Genomic DNA, 14,673 nt, shown 5'->3' on the forward strand with positions numbered 1-14,673 from the left:
CCGTCGTCACGCTGTTCAGATGTCGCCTGACCGTACCGCGTGCCGGGTCCGCCGCCAAGGGCGTGAGGCCTGGATCACTCTCCGTACGCCCCCTCCGCACACCGGATTCGACGAAGGAGCCCGATGACCGTCCGGCTGACGCTGATCTCCCCGGCGACGAACGAAGCCCTGCGCGAGGTGCGCTTCGACGACGACGCCCCCCTCGACCCGGCGGGGACCGCCCGGGCCGAGGCCGTCGCCCCGTCGCTCGCCCCGGCCTCCCGCGCGTACGCCTCGCCGTCCGAGCGCTGCCGCCGCACCGCGGAGGCCCTCGGCCTCCGGGCCGAGCCGGCGGGCGAACTCGCCGCCTGCGACATGGGGAGTTGGCGGGGAAGGACGCTCGCCGACGTCGCCGCGAGCGAGGAACCCGCGGTCGCCGACTGGCTCTCCGACCCGTCGGCGGCGCCCCACGGCGGCGAGTCCCTGCGGGACCTCCGCCACCGGGTCGCCGCGTGGCTCGACGCCCTCGGGACCACCTCGGGCCCCGTCACCGTCGTCGCCGAGCCGGACGTCGTCCGCGCCGCCGTCCTCCACGCCCTCGCGGCACCGGACTCCACCTCCTGGCGCCTCGACGTGCGCCCCCTGAGCGCCGTCCACCTCACCGGCCGCGCGGGCCGCTGGAACGTGCGCGTCGGCGAGGAGCTCGGCACCGCCTAGGGGGTGCCCCCGGTGGCTCACACGGGCCGGTGCCACTCCCGGATCAGCAGGTAGCCGAGGTACGCGCCGCCGACGGCCATCGTGTACAGGCCGACCGGGAGGTCGTCGAACAGGGGCAGTTGCTGCGCGGTGAGGTCGGCGAGGACGAGGAGCAGGGCGCCGAGGAGCGTCGACATCACGAGGTGCGGGCCGCCGCTGCGGGTGACGCGCTTGGCGATCTGGGGTGCCGTCAGGGAGATGAAGGCGATCGGACCCGCGACGCTGACGGCGCCGGCGGACAGCACGATCGACAGGGCCACCGCCGCCGTCGCCGTACGGGCCGGGCGGGCTCCGAGACCGGTGGAGGTGTCGTCGCCCATCTCGCCGATGCTCAGCGGCCGGGCGAGGAGCGCGGCGAAGGGCACGGACATGAGGAGGACGGCCCAGATCGTCGTCGCGTCGTCCCAGGATCGGGCGGACAGGCTGCCGTTGATGTACGCGGTGAGGGCGCTGGCCTTGTCCCGCTCGACGGCGTACACCACGTACTGGGTCAGCGCCGTCGCCATCGCGGCGACACCGATGCCCGCCACCACCAGCCGCCCCGGGCTGCGGAAACCGGTCCCGGTGGCGAAGTAGACGACGGCCATGGCGATCAGCGCGCCGAGCAGGGAGCCGACGGCGACCGGCATGACGTCGGGCAGGAAGAGCGCGGCGGCCGCCGCGCCCGCGCCGGCTCCGGCGCCGAGCCCGATCACGTCGGGGCTGCCCAGCGGATTGCGCGTGACGGACTGGAACAGGGCCCCGGACAGGCCGAAGGCCGCTCCGGTGGCGATGGCCACCACGAGCCGGGGACCGCGCAAGCGGTTCAGGACGAAGGCGTTCTTGCCCGTCGCCTCGCCCATGAGGGCCGACGGCAGGTCGGCGAGGTGGATGCCGAGCCGGCCCATCGACAGCGTCGCCGTCGCGGCGCCCAGGAGCAGCAGCAGGGTGACCGCGGCGGCGATCAGGGAGGAGCGGCGCACGGGCACGGCGACCCAGGGGCCGATCCGGACGAGGGTGCGCCGCGGCGGCCCGGCCGGACGGCGCGCCGCCGCGGCCCGCGGGCCGGCCCCGGTGTCGGTCGGGGTCTCGGTCGCGGTGTCGGTCGGTTCGGCGGTCTTCATGCCGCTCCCCTCATGCGGCGGACGGCGAAGAGCAGGGCGGGCGCGCCCACGAAGGCGGTGACGACGCCGACCATCAGCTCCTGCGGCCGCAGGAGGACCCGTCCGATGACGTCCGCGAACAGCAGCAGGGCGGGTCCCGCGAGGGAGGAGAACAGGATCTGCAGGCGGAAGTCGGCGCCCACCAGCGCCCGGACGACGTGCGGGACGGCGAGTCCGACGAAGGCGATGGGTCCCACGGCCGCGGTGGCGGCGCCCGCGAGCAGGGTCGCGGCGAGCAGCCCGGCGCCCTTCACGCGCGCGGGGCTGATGCCGAGCGAGGCGGCCTTGTCGTCGCCCATCGCCATGGCGTTGAGCCCCGGCGCGAGCAGCGCCGCGAGGACGAAGCCGGCCCCGGCGAACGGCAGGACCGCCCACACGGCGTCGAAGCCGCGACCGCCGAGCGCTCCGACGACCCAGTAGCGGTAGGTGTCGAAGACCTGCGGCCTGGACAGGGCGACGGCCTGGATGAAGGCGGCGAGGACGGCCGAGAGCACCGCGCCTGCGAGGACCAGGCGGACCGGGCCGTTGCCGCCGCCGGCCGTGCCGATGAGGTGCACGACGACACCGGTCGCGAGTGCGCCCACCAGCGCCCACCAGATGGTCTCCCGCTGCCCGGAGGCGCCGAGGAACGCGGTGGCGGCGACGATGCTGGCGGACGCGCCCGCGTTGATGCCCAGCAGGCCGGGCTCGGCCAGCGGATTGCGGGTGATGCCCTGCATCAGGGTGCCGGCGACGGCGAGGCAGAGACCCGCGAGCACCCCGAGCGCGGTGCGCGGGTAGCGGCTCTCGACGACGGTACGGGTGTAGTCGTCGACGCCTCCTCCGGTGACGACCCGCAGGACGTCGCCGGCGGACGTCGACTTGCTGCCGAACATGACGCTGGCGAGCAGCGCGAGGGCGAGCAGGGCCAGGCACAGGACGGCGGCCATGACATGCCGGCCAGGGCCCCGTCGCACGACGGGGCCCTGGCCGGTCCGGGAGAGAGTGGTCACGCTGGGTCCGCTGTTACTTCCCGGCCTTGGCGACGGCCTTGTCGATCATCGGCAGGTAGCGCTCGATGCTGTACGGCACCGTGAGCGGGTTGATCATCGAGGAGGCGGTGACGAACGGGGTGTCGTGGCTGTAGACCAGGGCGCCCTTCTTCACCGCGGGGATGGCCGCGTACAGCGGCTGGCCCTCGACGGCCTTGCGGGACTTCTCGTCCATGTAGAACGTGAAGGCGATGTCGCTCTTCGCCAGCTTGTTGGCGTTCTCAAGGCCGATCAGGGCGGAGTCGGTGCCCTCGGTCTCCGGGAAGGTGTTCACGATCGGGTCGACCTGGAGGCCCAGCTTGGAGACCATGGCGACGCGCTGCTCCTCGGGCTTGAAGATGCCGAGGCTGCCGGGGCCGGTGTTGTAGATGTACGAGAACGTGACGTTCTTGTAGTTGGGGCGCGAGGCGGCCGCGTCGGCGAGCTGCTTGTCGATCTTCGACTCGAGCTCCTTGGCCTTCTCGGGCCGGCCGAGCGCCTTGGAGATGATCTCGATCTGCTGGTCCCAGTTCGTGCTCCACGCCTTCTCGGGGTAGGCGACGGTGGGCGCGATGTCCTTGAGGATGTCGTACTGCTTCTGCGTCAGACCGGACCAGGGGGCCAGGATGACGTCGGGCTCCAGCTCGGTGATGGCCTCGATGTCGAGCTCCTCGCCGCCCTTGAACTGCTTGGGCAGCGTGCCGCCGGACTTCGTCACGGCCTCGTGGATCCAGGGGAGGTAGCCGGACTTGTCGCTGCCCCAGGGGTACTCCTCGATGCCCACCGGGACGTTGCCGAGGGCGATCGCGGTCTCGGCCGAGCCCTGGCCGAGGGTCACCACGCGCTGGGGCTTCTCCTTGATGACCGCGTCACCGAGAGCGCTCTTGATGGTGACGGGGAAGGCACCCGCGGGAGCCTTGGCCGCCGAGCCCGCAGCGTCGTCTTTCTTCTCGTCCGAACCGCACCCGGTCACCATCAGGCCGAGCGAGACCGCGGCGGCGCCCGCCGCGAGGACGCGACGGCGAAGGGGGGTGAACACAGAAGGCATGGTGGATCCTTGTCTCCGGGCAGGGGGTGCTGGGGCGCGGCCGCGGCTCCCCGGGCAGGGGAGGGTGGGGCAGCGACCATCGCGAGGCGTTGTTAGGTGAGCCTAACCTATCTCTTCCGGGTGTCGATCACCAGACCGTCCACCGAACCGCCCGCGCTCCTCGCGAACCCCTCGCCCGACCGGCCACCGGGCCCGCCCGGCGGACCGCCCGTCAGGCCCCCGGCCCACCCCAGGCCGTGGCCAGTCCGTCCAGCCAGGCCGGCGGCAGCTCGGCGGCGTCCCACTCCTCGTGCAGGGCCTCGGGCGCCGTGGCGAGCCGCTCCAGCACGGCGACGCTGGTGGGCGAGTGGACGAGCGAGTAGCGGCCGTGGATCGCGATGGCGCTGCCGGGGCCGTACTCGGCGTACAGCCTTTCGAGGTGCGCGCGGTGCGTGGCCGCGAACTCGGTCAGGCGTCCCGCGTACCGGGAGCGCTGCCGGGAGCTCATCGTGCCGAGGACGGCCCTGAGCACCTGATCGGTGACCTCGGGGTCGAGGTCGGACTCGTCCGTGAACGACAGGTAGAGCGGGGTCATCGCGACCTTCGTCCGCGCGAGCTCCGTCCGCCCCACCGGCGGGCGTTCGTCCGGGGAGTCGGTCGTCGGGTCGGCGGCGACGGCGCTCCGCAGGGCCCGCTCGGCGATGTCGCCGAGCGCCTCGGTGACGGCCCGGGTGCCGTCCCGCCAGCCGGCCGCGTACGGCTCGTCCTTCTCCTCGGGCGCGCGCCAAGGCCCCTTGCCGACCTCCTCGTACGCGAGCGCGAGGGCACCGGCCTCGACGAAGCCGATGAGCTCCTCCGCGTCGCCCGACCAGACGCCCGCCCGGGCGAGCAGCTGGAGGAGGGTCCTCTTCGCGTTCAGGACGCTGACCGCGTCCAGCTGCTGCCGTCCTTCTTCGGCGGTGGTCATGGGGCTCTCCTCGGCGTAGGGGCGGCGTGGTGCGGGTGCGCGGAACGCTCGTTTCGAGCCTACGCAACGCCCGCCCCCCGCCGCCCCCACCTGCGGGTGCGTCAGTCGAGGAACTCCCCGTCGCGGGCCACGACGACGCCGCCGTGCACGACCATGTCCCGGCGGGGCATGTCGACGACGACCTGCGGCAGGCACTCGCCCCGCACGAGGACGAAGTCGGCCGGCGCGCCGGGCGCGAGGTCGGCGTGCGCGAGGCCCATCACGTCCGCGCCGCCGTGGGCCGCGACCCGGTAGCACTCCGCCAGTTCGTCGTCGAGGCGCACGTCCGTCACCCAGCCCAGGATGTGCGCGCGGTGCATCATGTCGGCGTTCCCGAACGGGCTCCAGGAGTCGCGCACGCCGTCGGAGCCGAGGCCGACGCGCACGCCGTGCTCGCGCAGCCGGGCGATGGGCAGGACCAGCGAGTCGGACGGCGCGACCGTCGTGAGGGCGATGTCCTGCGCGCCCAGGTCGGTGGCGAGCGAGCCGAGTTCACGGTCCGTCAGGCCGGGCAGGCAGAAGACGTGGCTGACGGTGACCTTGCCGGCCAGCGACAGGGCGCGCGTGCGGTCGATGATGCCGCGCATGGCCTTGACGCCCTTCTCGCCGCGGTCGTGCAGGTGGATGTCGACGCCGACGCCGTGCCGGTCGGCGATGCCGAAGACGGTGTCGAGCTGCTCGTCGAGGGCCTGGTCGAAGCCGATCGGGTCGATGCCGCCGATCATGTCGACGAGGCCCGCGCGCGCCGCCCTCTCCAGGAGCGCCGCCGTGCCCGGGGTCCGGATCACGCCGTGCTGCGGGAAGGCCACGATCTGGACGTCCAGGGCGTGCCGCAGCCGCTCGCGGGCCTCGGCCAGCCCCTCCACGCCGGCGAGGCCGTAGGCGGGCGCCACGTCGGCGTGGGCGCGCATCGCGCGGGTGCCGCGGGTGACGGCGTGGGACATCAGGCCGTACGCGCGCTCCACGACCGGCCGGCGCTGGCTGCGGAACAGCTCCACGTCCTGGGCGACGTAGTCGGCGATGGAGTTCGCCGGCCGCCGCGACACCCACGAGCCGCCCCACGTCGTCTTCTCGGGGTGGATGTGGGCGTCGACCAGGGAGGGCAGCGCGATCCGGCCGCCGCCGTCGACCACCTTCGCGCCGTGGGGCGCGGGGCCGTCCGAGATCCGGCCGTCGACGACCACCAGGTCCGTGGCCCGCGCCGCGCCGAGCACCCGCACGTTCCGGAAGACCACGGTCCGCGCGCGGCGGTCCGCGCCGCCGGCCGCCGCGGACGCGGTGGGCCCGGAACCGGTGCCGGCCGCGTGCGCGGCGCCCGCCGTCGCGGCCGTCGCCGCGGTCGTGCCGGCGAGCGCGGCGGCCCCGGCCAGCACCGTGCGGCGGGACAGCGCCCCGGCGGACGAGGGGGAGGACGGGGGAGTGGCTTCGACGCGCACGGGAGCTCCTGGGGAGTAGGCCGAATGACTTCCCCGTTTTGTATACCAAGGCCGAGAGGGCGGACAAGAGGTTGATTGGACGGCCGGGATCCGGTCTCCTTTTGTGCGGGTTCCTCGCCGCGAAGGGTGCGAGGAAGGCGTTGGAAGGATGCGGGAGGTACCCCCGTCCCGCACTTGGTATACAAATAGTGTCAGCTGTCGCCGAAGAGGGAGCGCAGGGCGACGGCCCTGCTGTCGCGCACGTGCAGCAGCGTGCTCGCCGCCGCGGCCTCCGGGTCGCCCGCCGCGATGTGCCGGTACATCTCGGCGTGCTGGGCGCGCATGTGGGCGGGTTCCTCGCGCAGGCCGAACACCAGCCGCAGCTGCCAGCTCAACTGCTCCATGGTGCGCGCGAGCAGCGGATTGCCCGACAGGGCGACGACGCCCTCGTGGAAGGCGGTGTGGGCGGCCACCTCGCGGGTCCCCTCGTCGTCGGCGGCCGCCGACTCGGCCTGGTGGAGGGTGGACCGGAGCGCGTCGAGGCCCTCGGCGCCGCCCGCCGCCACGGCCCGCGCCGCGAGCCGCGAGGCCTGGACCGCGAGCGGCTCCCACACCTCGTACAGGTGCTCCACGTCGGTCCGTTCGAGCCGCCGCACGCGGACGCCGCTGTGCGGGAGCAGCTCCAGGAGGCCTTCGGCGACCAGGGCGCGGAGCGCCTCGCGCACCGGGACGCGGGACATGCCGAGTTCCTCGGCGACCTCGCGCTCGACCAGGCGCGCACCCTGCGCGTACCGCCGGTCGACGATGCGCTGGAGGACGGCCTCGCGGGCCCGGGCGCCGAGCGGGGCCGCGGCCGGTGCGGGGGTGTCGGGGAGGGGCGGACGGGAGTCGCCGTCCGCGGCCGGTGCGGGGGTGTCGGGGAGGGGCGGACGGGAGTTGTCGTCCGCGGCCGCCGCGCCGGTCCTGCGTCTGTCCGCCACCGTTTCCGTCCTCTTCCGTCCGTCGTCGGGCGTGCCGGGCCGAGGATACGTCGGTCCGTACCGCGTGTGTCCCCCGACTGGCCCCGCCCGGTCTGTGGTTGCCTTACGGATACATCGTCACATTTGTTCCCGATGCCGTGAAAGGTGTCTTTCGTGTCTCAGGAAGAACGGAAGCCCGACGGCCGCCGAGCGGGCGCCGAAGGGGCGGGCGGGGCGCCGCTGCCCGTGACGGCGGACCTGCCCGGCCGCCCCGACCAGCACCACCGGGCCCGTACCGACCGGATCGTCTTCGGCGTCACCGCCGTCCTCACCGTCGCCTTCGTCGTGTGGGGCGCCACCGCCACGGACAGCCTGGAGAGCACCTCCAGCAAGCTCCTCGACGGACTGATCCGCAACGGCGGCTGGGCGTTCATGCTCGTCGCGTCCGGGTTCGTGGTGTTCGCCCTGTGGCTCGCCGTCAGCCGCTACGGCCGGGTCACCCTCGGCCAGGAGAGCGAGGGCCCCGAGTTCCGGACCGTGTCGTGGATCGCCATGATGTTCAGCGCCGGCATGGGCATCGGCCTGATGTTCTACGGGGTGAGCGAACCCCTCGCCCACTACGGCACCCCGCCCCCCGGCACGCACCCCGTCGACTCGGCCGAGCGCATGCAGACGGCCATGGCCACCACGCTCTTCCACTGGACGCTCCACCCGTGGGCGATCTACGCCGTCGTCGGCCTCGCCATCGCCTACTCCACCTTCCGGCGCCGCCGCCGCCAGACCGTCAGCGCCGTCTTCGTCCCGCTGATCGGCGAGCGGTGGGCGTACGGCGGTCCCGGCCGCTTCATCGACATCCTGGCCATCTTCGCCACGCTCTTCGGCTCCGCCGCCTCGCTCGGCCTCGGCGCGCTCCAGATCGGCAGCGGCATGGAGGAACTGGGCTGGATGGAGAAGACCGGCACCGGGCTGCTCGTCGGCATCATCGCCGTGCTCACCGTGGCCTTCGTCCTCTCCGCCGTCTCCGGCGTGGAGAAGGGCGTCCAGTGGCTCTCCAACACCAACATGGTGCTCGCGGTCGTCCTCGCCGTCTTCGTCTTCGTGGCGGGCCCCACGATCATCGTGCTCGACCTGCTGCCCACCTCGATCGCCGCCTACATCGACGACCTGCCGCAGCTCGCCGGCCGCACCGAGGCCACCAGCGGCGCGGACATCCACGACTGGCTCGGCAGCTGGACCGTCTTCTACTGGGCGTGGTGGATCTCCTGGACGCCCTTCGTCGGCATGTTCATCGCCCGCATCAGCCGGGGCCGGACCATCCGCCAGTTCGTCGGCGGCGTCATCCTCGTCCCCAGCACCGTCAGCCTGATCTGGTTCGCGATCTTCGGCGGTACGGCGATGAAGCTCAGCGAGGAGGGCCGCCTGGCGGCGGAGACCACCCCCGAGGGGCAGCTCTTCGGCCTGCTCCAGGAGTTCCCCCTCACCGGGGTCATGAGCCTGCTCGTGATGGTCCTCGTCGGGATCTTCTTCGTGTCCGGGGCGGACGCCGCCTCCCTCGTGATGGGCACGCTCTCCCAGCGCGGCGCCTTCGAACCCACCCGTCCCGTCGTCGTGTTCTGGGGCGTGCTGACCGGAGCGGTCGCGGCCGTCATGCTCCTCGTCGGCGACGGCCAGGGCGACGCGCTCGCGGGACTCCAGAACCTCACCATCCTCGTCGCCGCGCCCTTCGTGCTCGTCATGATCGGCATGTGCGTGGCGCTCATGAGGGACCTGCGCAAGGACCCGCTGATCGTCCGGGGCGAGGTGGGCGTGGAGGTCGTCGAACTCGCCGTGATCGCGGGCCACGAGCGATACGACGGCGACTTCGAGCTCAGGATCGGCCCCGGCGCGACGGACGTCGACGGGCCGTAGGAAACGGACGCCCGCCCACGCCCGGGACGACGCTCACTCCTCCTCCTGGCTGGTGTACCGGGCGCGCACCCACAGAGGGAGGCCGAACCAGCAGAGGAGGTACCAGACGAGGACCCCGGCGACGAGCCACGGTACGTACGTGTCGTTCGTGGCCACGCGCAGGATCAGGAGCAGCGCCGAGGTCAGGGTGGCGAGGAGGAGGACGATGCCGACGAAGGTGAGCCGGGAGGCCCACACGACGGCCTGGGGTTTGATCCGCCGCCCCGACACGATCCGGTGGAAGGCCACCGGGCCGATGAGCGCGCCGGTCGCCAGGGAGCCGAGGACGACCGTGACGATGTAGATCGTCTTGTCGGTCTGCGACAGTCCCTGGAAGAGCGGGGTGAAGACGACCGTGAGGAGGAAGCCGAGGAGGATCTGCACGCCGGTCTGCGCGACCCGGATCTCCTGGATGACCTCCTGCCAGCGCCGGTCGGCGCGCTCGGTCTCGGTCTCGCTCCGGCGGTCGTCGCGCGCTTTCCGCGGCTCGGTGCCCATCGGTGCTCCTCCGGGGGCTCAGGCCCGGCCCGCTGCCTTCTGGCTCCTGCGGGACAGGGAGTCGACGACCACGGCGGCCAGCAGGACCGAACCCGTGATCATGAACTGGACGGCGTTGCTGACGCCCATGATGTTCATGCCGGACTGGATCGACCCGATCACCAGCGCGCCGAGCAGCGCCGACCAGACCGAACCGCGCCCGCCGAACAGGCTCGTACCGCCGATGACGGCCGCCGCGATGACGTTCATCAGCAGGTTGCCGCCGCCGGAGGTCTGGCTCGCGGACTGGATCTGCCCGGCGAGGAACAGGCCGCCGACCGCCGCCATGGTCCCGGAGATCGAGAACACGGTCATGCGGACGAACGCGACGCTGATGCCCGCCCTGCGCGCGCCCTCGATGTTGCCGCCCACCGCGAAGATCCGCCGGCCGTACGTGGTGCGCCGCAGCACGAAGTCCAGGAGCACCAGCAGGATCAGGAAGACGAGGAGGGCCAGCGGCAGCCCCTGGTACTGGTTGAGGATGTACGCGGTGGCGAACGCGATGGCGGCGAGCACGACCGTGCGCAGCACGATCTCGGCGACCGGCCGGGACGGCACCCGCGCCGCGCGGCGGCGCCGGGCGTCGAGCAGCGAGGCCGCCAGGAAGAGCCCGACCCCGACCGCCGCCGTCACGTACGCGGCGGCCGGGCTGTGGTAGATCGTCGAGTAGAGCCGGGAGACGATGCTCTCGCCGGGGATGTTGACCGTGCCGCTGGTGCCCAGGATCTGGAGCATCAGCCCGTTCCAGGCGAGGTTGCCCGCCAGGGTGACGACGAACGCCGGCACGCCGACCTTCGCGAAGAAGAACCCCTGGATGAGGCCGACCGCGGCGCCGCCCAGCACGGCGATCAGCAGCGCCAGCCACTCGTTCATCCCGTTCAGCACGTTGAGCACGGCGAAGATCGCGGCGCACAGGCCGCTCACCGACCCGACGGACAGGTCGATCTCGCCGAGCAGCAGGACGAAGACGATGCCGACGGCGATCATGCCGGTGCCGACGATCTGCTGGCTGAGGTCGGAGAGGTTCTGCGCCGACAGGAACGTGCTGTCCAGGCTGCCGAACACCGTCCAGATGATGATCACGGCCAGCACCACGGGAAGGGAGCCCAGCTCACCGCTGCGCAGCTTGCGCCGGAACTCCCCGAGGTACCCCTTCAGGCCCTCCTCGCGGACGAGGAGCCGGGTGTCGACGGCCGGCACGGCACCGGATGCCGGTTCCTGGGTGGCGTCGTCGGGACCCGGGACGCGTCTGTCGCGCTTCATCGCTCCCCCTCCCGCTTGCGGGCCTGGCGGCGGGTGACGGCGCTGTCGGTGGCGCCGGTGATGGCGGAGATGATCTCCTCGGTGGTCGTGGAGCGCCTGTCGAAGACGCCGTTGTTGCGACCGAGGCGCATGACGGAGATCCGGTCCGCGACGGCCATCACGTCCACCATGTTGTGACTGATCAGGATCGTCCCGAGACCCTGCTCGCGGAGCCGCTCCACCAGGTCGAGGACCTCCGCGGTCTGCTCCACGCCCAGCGCGGCGGTCGGCTCGTCGAGGATCACGACCTTCGGCGCGCCGATCAGCGAGCGGGCGATGGCCACCGTCTGCCGCTGACCGCCGGAGAGGGACGCGACCGGGATGCGGACGCTCGGGATGCGGATCGACAGCGTGTCGAGGAGCTCGTGCGCCCGCTGGTCCATGCGGACCTCGTCGAGCACGCCGAAGCGGCGCAGCTCGCGGCCGAGGAACAGGTTGGCGACGACGTCGAGGTTGTCGCACAGGGCCAGGTCCTGGTAGACGGTGGCGATGCCGAGGTTCTGGGCGTCGTGGGGCCGGTTGATGGAGACCCGCCGGCCCTCCCACTCGATGACGCCCTCGTCGGGCGGGTTCACCCCGGCGATGGTCTTGACGGCCGTGGACTTGCCGGCGCCGTTGTCGCCGACGAGCGCCACGACCTCGCCGGGGCGCACCTCCAGATCGAATCCCTTCAGCGCCTGGACCGCGCCGAACCGTTTGGAGATCCCCCGCAGGGTGAGCACGGGTGACTCCTGCAAAGGAACCGCCTCCTCACGGAGAGCTGGGCCGGGGCGCCCGTCGCTACTGGAGACCGGCCTCCTTGCAGGCCGCCGCGTACGTCGGGGTGCAGATCTCCTGGACCGTGTAGAGGCCGTCCTTGACGACGGTGTCCTTGATGTTGGTCTTGTCGACGACGACCGGGGTCAGCAGGTTCGCCGGGACCTTCTGTCCGCTGCCGCTGGTGACGGTGGTGGGCGTCAGGTCGGCCGGGAGCGGCTTGCCCTCGGCGAGGTCGACGGCCATCGTCGCGGCGATGTCGGCCTCCGGCTTGTACGGCTTCTCGATGGTGATGGTCTGGGTGCCGAGCAGGATCCGCTGGATCGCGTCGAGTTGGGCGTCCTGACCGGTCAGCGGCACGTTCATGCCCGCCGCCTTGAGGGCGGTCGAGATGCCTGCGGCCAGTCCGTCGTTGGCGGAGTAGACGCCGACGATCTCGTCCTTGCCGAGGGCGCTGATCGCGCCGGACATCTGCTGGTTGGCGTTGTTCGGGTCCCAGTTGGGGGTGTCGTACTCCTTGCCGATCTTCACCTTGCCGTCGAGGACCGAGTGCGCGCCCGCCTTGAACTCCGCCGCGTTCGGGTCGGTCGGCGAACCGTTGTGCATCACGATCACGCCGCTGCCGGCCTTGTCGCCGAGCGCGTCCAGGAGTGCCTGGCCCTGGAGTTCGCCCACCTTGCGGTTGTCGTACGAGACGTAGGCGTCGACCGGACCCTGTGCGAGGCGGTCGTAGGCGACGACCTTCACGCCCGCGTCATGGGCCTTCTGCACGGAGGACTGGATGGACTTGGCGTCCACGGCGTCCAGGATGAGGACCTTGTCGCCCTTGGCGAGCGCGGTGTTGACCTGCTGCTGCTGGGTCGTCGCGCTCTCCGCGGCGTTGTAGTAGTCGATCTGGGCGTCCGGAGCCAGCTCCTTGATCTTGGCCTCGATGTAGGGCCGGTCGAACTTCTCGTACCGCGTGGTCTTGCTCTCCGGCAGCAGCAGGCCGATCTTCACGTCGCCCTGCGCCGCCGATCCCGTGCCCGGTTGGGACGCGCCGCCGACCGCCACCGCACCCAGGGAGAATGCGGCGGCACCGGCCAGGGCTATCGCGGCCCGCAGTGTTCGGGTCATGGGAGGCTCCTTTCGTCCGCCCCCCTTCCCCTCGCCGTGCGGACACGGCAGCCGGAAGAACTTGTGGCCTATATATCGACATTAGCCGCAACCTGGAGACCGGCAAGCGGGTGAGGCGCGGCCGGTCACGGCGACGGACCCACCCGGCCGCAGCCCGTCACGACGGCGGCCCCACCCGTCGCCGCCCGTCACGGCGGCGGCCCCGCCTGCCGCCGCCCGGTCACGACGGCGCGGAGCCGTCGACCGCGTCGGTGGCCCGCAGCAGCCGCAGGAACGCCTTGAGGCCGGTGATGATCTCCTCGTTGTCGGTCAGCCGGTTCACCGTCGACTCGAACTCCCGGGCCAGGGCGGCGATCCTCCGGTCGGTGGCGTCGGCGCGCTCGTGCGCGGAGAGGGCGACGGCGTCCACGGTACGGCGCAGCTCGGCGAGCGCCCGGTACTGCTCCTCCGCCTTGCCGTCCAGGACCGAGGCTCCGCTCTCCAGGGCGGCCACCCGGTCGCGCAGCGCCACCACGTCGTCACGCGGGTACGTGACCTCCCTGAGGAGCGTGCCGAGCCTGCGCCGCAGCTGCCCGAAGTACGCGCCGGCCGGCCGGAAGAACGTGCTCGCCAGGAAGAACCCGGCACACCAGTAGCCCGCCTCGCGGCCCGTCGTCGCGGCCACCGCCAGCGCCGCGGCCGCGGTCGCCAGATGGCCGGCGACGGCGACCCGCAGCATCACCCGCGCGATGCGCCCCGCCTCGGCGTCCCGCTCCTTCGGGACCGCGATGCCCTTCGCCCGGCTGACCGCGATCTCGGCGAGCACCGCGTGGGCCCGGAAGTAGAGGTTCCACGGCGCCGTCAGGAGCAGCAGCAGCCAGAGCAGCCCGAGCACCCCCGCGCCGACGGCCAGCACCGTGCCGGGCGGCGCCCCCACCGCGTACGCCAGCACCAGCGCGCCGACCGCCAGTCCCGCCACCACCAGACCACCCACGACCTTGCGCATGCCGCCCCCTCCGCGCCCCAGCACCGTCCTCGCGCCATGGTCCCGCCGACGCCCCGCGCCGGCATGAGTACCGCTACTCAGATCGACCCTGGCCCGACACCGCCCCCAGTGGGACAATTCGTATGAAGCGACAACGAGTCCGCGCCGGCGAGCGGATGCCGACGGGGCCTCCCGTCGGACGAAGAAGGCATCATGGCCGCCATCACGGAATCCATCGACATCTCCCGCGCGCCCGCCGACGTCTTCGGCTACGTGACGGACCCCACGCACCTGCCCGAATGGCAGGAGAGCGCGGTCTCCGTCCGCAGGCGTCGGGGACGCCCCCTTCGGCGTCGGGTCGAAGGTCGCCGTCACCCGGCGCCTCGGCCGGCGCGAGATCACCCGGACCATGCAGGTCGTCGCACTCGACCCGCCGAGGCACTGGCACGTGCACGGCATCGACGGCCCCGTACGCGGCGACGTCCAGGGCGCCATCGAACCCCTCGACGACGGTGAGCGGTCCCGCGTGACCCTCTCGCTCGACTTCGAGGGCCACGGCATCGGAAAGGCCTTCGTCCCCCTCGTCGTCCGCCCCCACGTCCGCAAGGAGATACCGAAGGACGAACGCACCCTCAAGGGCATCCTCGAGAGCTCCGCCGCACCCTAGATGAATGAGTCCGATGTTCGTGCTGGTCGCGACCATGGCGAAGGGCGCCCGTTGGTCAGTGTGTGAAGACAAACCTGGACGCCCTTCTGG

General features: G+C 72.4%; 15 protein-coding genes. 4 read left to right on the forward strand and 11 right to left on the reverse strand.

The window, feature by feature from the left end; all coding sequences use genetic code 11:
• Positions 1-123 precede the first annotated feature (123 nt).
• Positions 124-696: a histidine phosphatase family protein gene (locus ACIQFX_RS30435; RefSeq protein WP_402469923.1), complete on the forward strand. Its 573-nt coding sequence runs from the start codon at positions 124-126 to the stop codon at positions 694-696.
• A gap of 17 nt (positions 697-713) precedes the next feature.
• On the opposite strand, the gene ACIQFX_RS30440 is transcribed toward ACIQFX_RS30435, so the two are convergent.
• From ACIQFX_RS30440 to ACIQFX_RS30465, 6 genes are all read right to left on the reverse strand, one after another.
• Positions 714-1,838: a FecCD family ABC transporter permease gene (locus ACIQFX_RS30440; protein ID WP_402469926.1), complete on the reverse strand. Its 1,125-nt coding sequence runs from the start codon at positions 1,836-1,838 to the stop codon at positions 714-716.
• Entirely contained in the window at positions 1,835-2,806 is a 972-nt protein-coding gene (locus tag ACIQFX_RS30445) for a FecCD family ABC transporter permease (RefSeq protein WP_402469986.1), read from the reverse strand. The genes ACIQFX_RS30440 and ACIQFX_RS30445 overlap by 4 nt, the downstream gene beginning before the upstream one ends.
• Before the next feature lie 76 nt (positions 2,807-2,882).
• Positions 2,883-3,935, reverse strand: coding sequence for an iron-siderophore ABC transporter substrate-binding protein (locus ACIQFX_RS30450; RefSeq protein ID WP_402469929.1), 1,053 nt, complete (start codon positions 3,933-3,935; stop codon positions 2,883-2,885).
• Between the two features lie 211 nt (positions 3,936-4,146).
• Complete coding sequence (locus ACIQFX_RS30455; RefSeq protein WP_402469932.1) at positions 4,147-4,881, reverse strand: hypothetical protein; 735 nt, start codon at positions 4,879-4,881, stop codon at positions 4,147-4,149.
• A gap of 101 nt (positions 4,882-4,982) precedes the next feature.
• Positions 4,983-6,356 (reverse strand): amidohydrolase, encoded by a 1,374-nt coding sequence (locus ACIQFX_RS30460; protein WP_402469935.1) that lies wholly within the window; start codon positions 6,354-6,356, stop codon positions 4,983-4,985.
• A gap of 191 nt (positions 6,357-6,547) precedes the next feature.
• Positions 6,548-7,315 carry a GntR family transcriptional regulator gene (locus ACIQFX_RS30465; RefSeq protein WP_402469937.1) on the reverse strand — a complete coding sequence of 256 codons (768 nt, stop codon included), beginning with the start codon at positions 7,313-7,315 and terminating at the stop codon, positions 6,548-6,550.
• Positions 7,316-7,468: 153 nt separating this feature from the next.
• Here ACIQFX_RS30465 and ACIQFX_RS30470 point away from each other — a divergent pair, with 153 nt between their 5' ends.
• On the forward strand, positions 7,469-9,202 hold the full coding sequence (locus ACIQFX_RS30470) for a BCCT family transporter (RefSeq protein WP_402469940.1): 1,734 nt from the start codon (positions 7,469-7,471) through the stop codon (positions 9,200-9,202).
• Positions 9,203-9,235: 33 nt separating this feature from the next.
• Here ACIQFX_RS30470 and ACIQFX_RS30475 read toward each other — a convergent pair whose 3' ends face one another.
• The 5 genes from ACIQFX_RS30475 to ACIQFX_RS30495 form a co-directional block, all read right to left on the reverse strand.
• Entirely contained in the window at positions 9,236-9,739 is a 504-nt protein-coding gene (locus ACIQFX_RS30475) for a DUF6328 family protein (protein WP_402469942.1), read from the reverse strand.
• Positions 9,740-9,757: 18 nt separating this feature from the next.
• On the reverse strand, positions 9,758-11,041 hold the full coding sequence (locus ACIQFX_RS30480; RefSeq protein ID WP_402469944.1) for a sugar ABC transporter permease: 1,284 nt from the start codon (positions 11,039-11,041) through the stop codon (positions 9,758-9,760).
• Positions 11,038-11,817 carry an ATP-binding cassette domain-containing protein gene (locus tag ACIQFX_RS30485; RefSeq protein WP_402469947.1) on the reverse strand — a complete coding sequence of 260 codons (780 nt, stop codon included), beginning with the start codon at positions 11,815-11,817 and terminating at the stop codon, positions 11,038-11,040. The genes ACIQFX_RS30480 and ACIQFX_RS30485 overlap by 4 nt, the downstream gene beginning before the upstream one ends.
• A 43-nt stretch (positions 11,818-11,860) precedes the next feature.
• Positions 11,861-12,952 carry a sugar ABC transporter substrate-binding protein gene (locus ACIQFX_RS30490; protein ID WP_402469950.1) on the reverse strand — a complete coding sequence of 364 codons (1,092 nt, stop codon included), beginning with the start codon at positions 12,950-12,952 and terminating at the stop codon, positions 11,861-11,863.
• Between the two features lie 220 nt (positions 12,953-13,172).
• Entirely contained in the window at positions 13,173-13,937 is a 765-nt protein-coding gene (locus ACIQFX_RS30495) for a hypothetical protein (RefSeq protein ID WP_402469952.1), read from the reverse strand.
• A 192-nt stretch (positions 13,938-14,129) separates the two neighbouring features.
• On the opposite strand from ACIQFX_RS30495, the gene ACIQFX_RS30500 reads away from it, so the two are divergent.
• Positions 14,130-14,432: an SRPBCC family protein gene (locus ACIQFX_RS30500; RefSeq protein WP_402469955.1), complete on the forward strand. Its 303-nt coding sequence runs from the start codon at positions 14,130-14,132 to the stop codon at positions 14,430-14,432.
• Entirely contained in the window at positions 14,326-14,583 is a 258-nt protein-coding gene (locus ACIQFX_RS30505) for a hypothetical protein (RefSeq protein ID WP_402469991.1), read from the forward strand. Before ACIQFX_RS30500 ends, ACIQFX_RS30505 begins: the two co-directional genes overlap by 107 nt.
• The last annotated feature ends 90 nt before the right edge of the window (positions 14,584-14,673 follow it).

The organism is Streptomyces sp. NPDC093089, from assembly GCF_044754405.1.
In the GTDB taxonomy this organism is placed as follows: domain Bacteria; phylum Actinomycetota; class Actinomycetes; order Streptomycetales; family Streptomycetaceae; genus Streptomyces.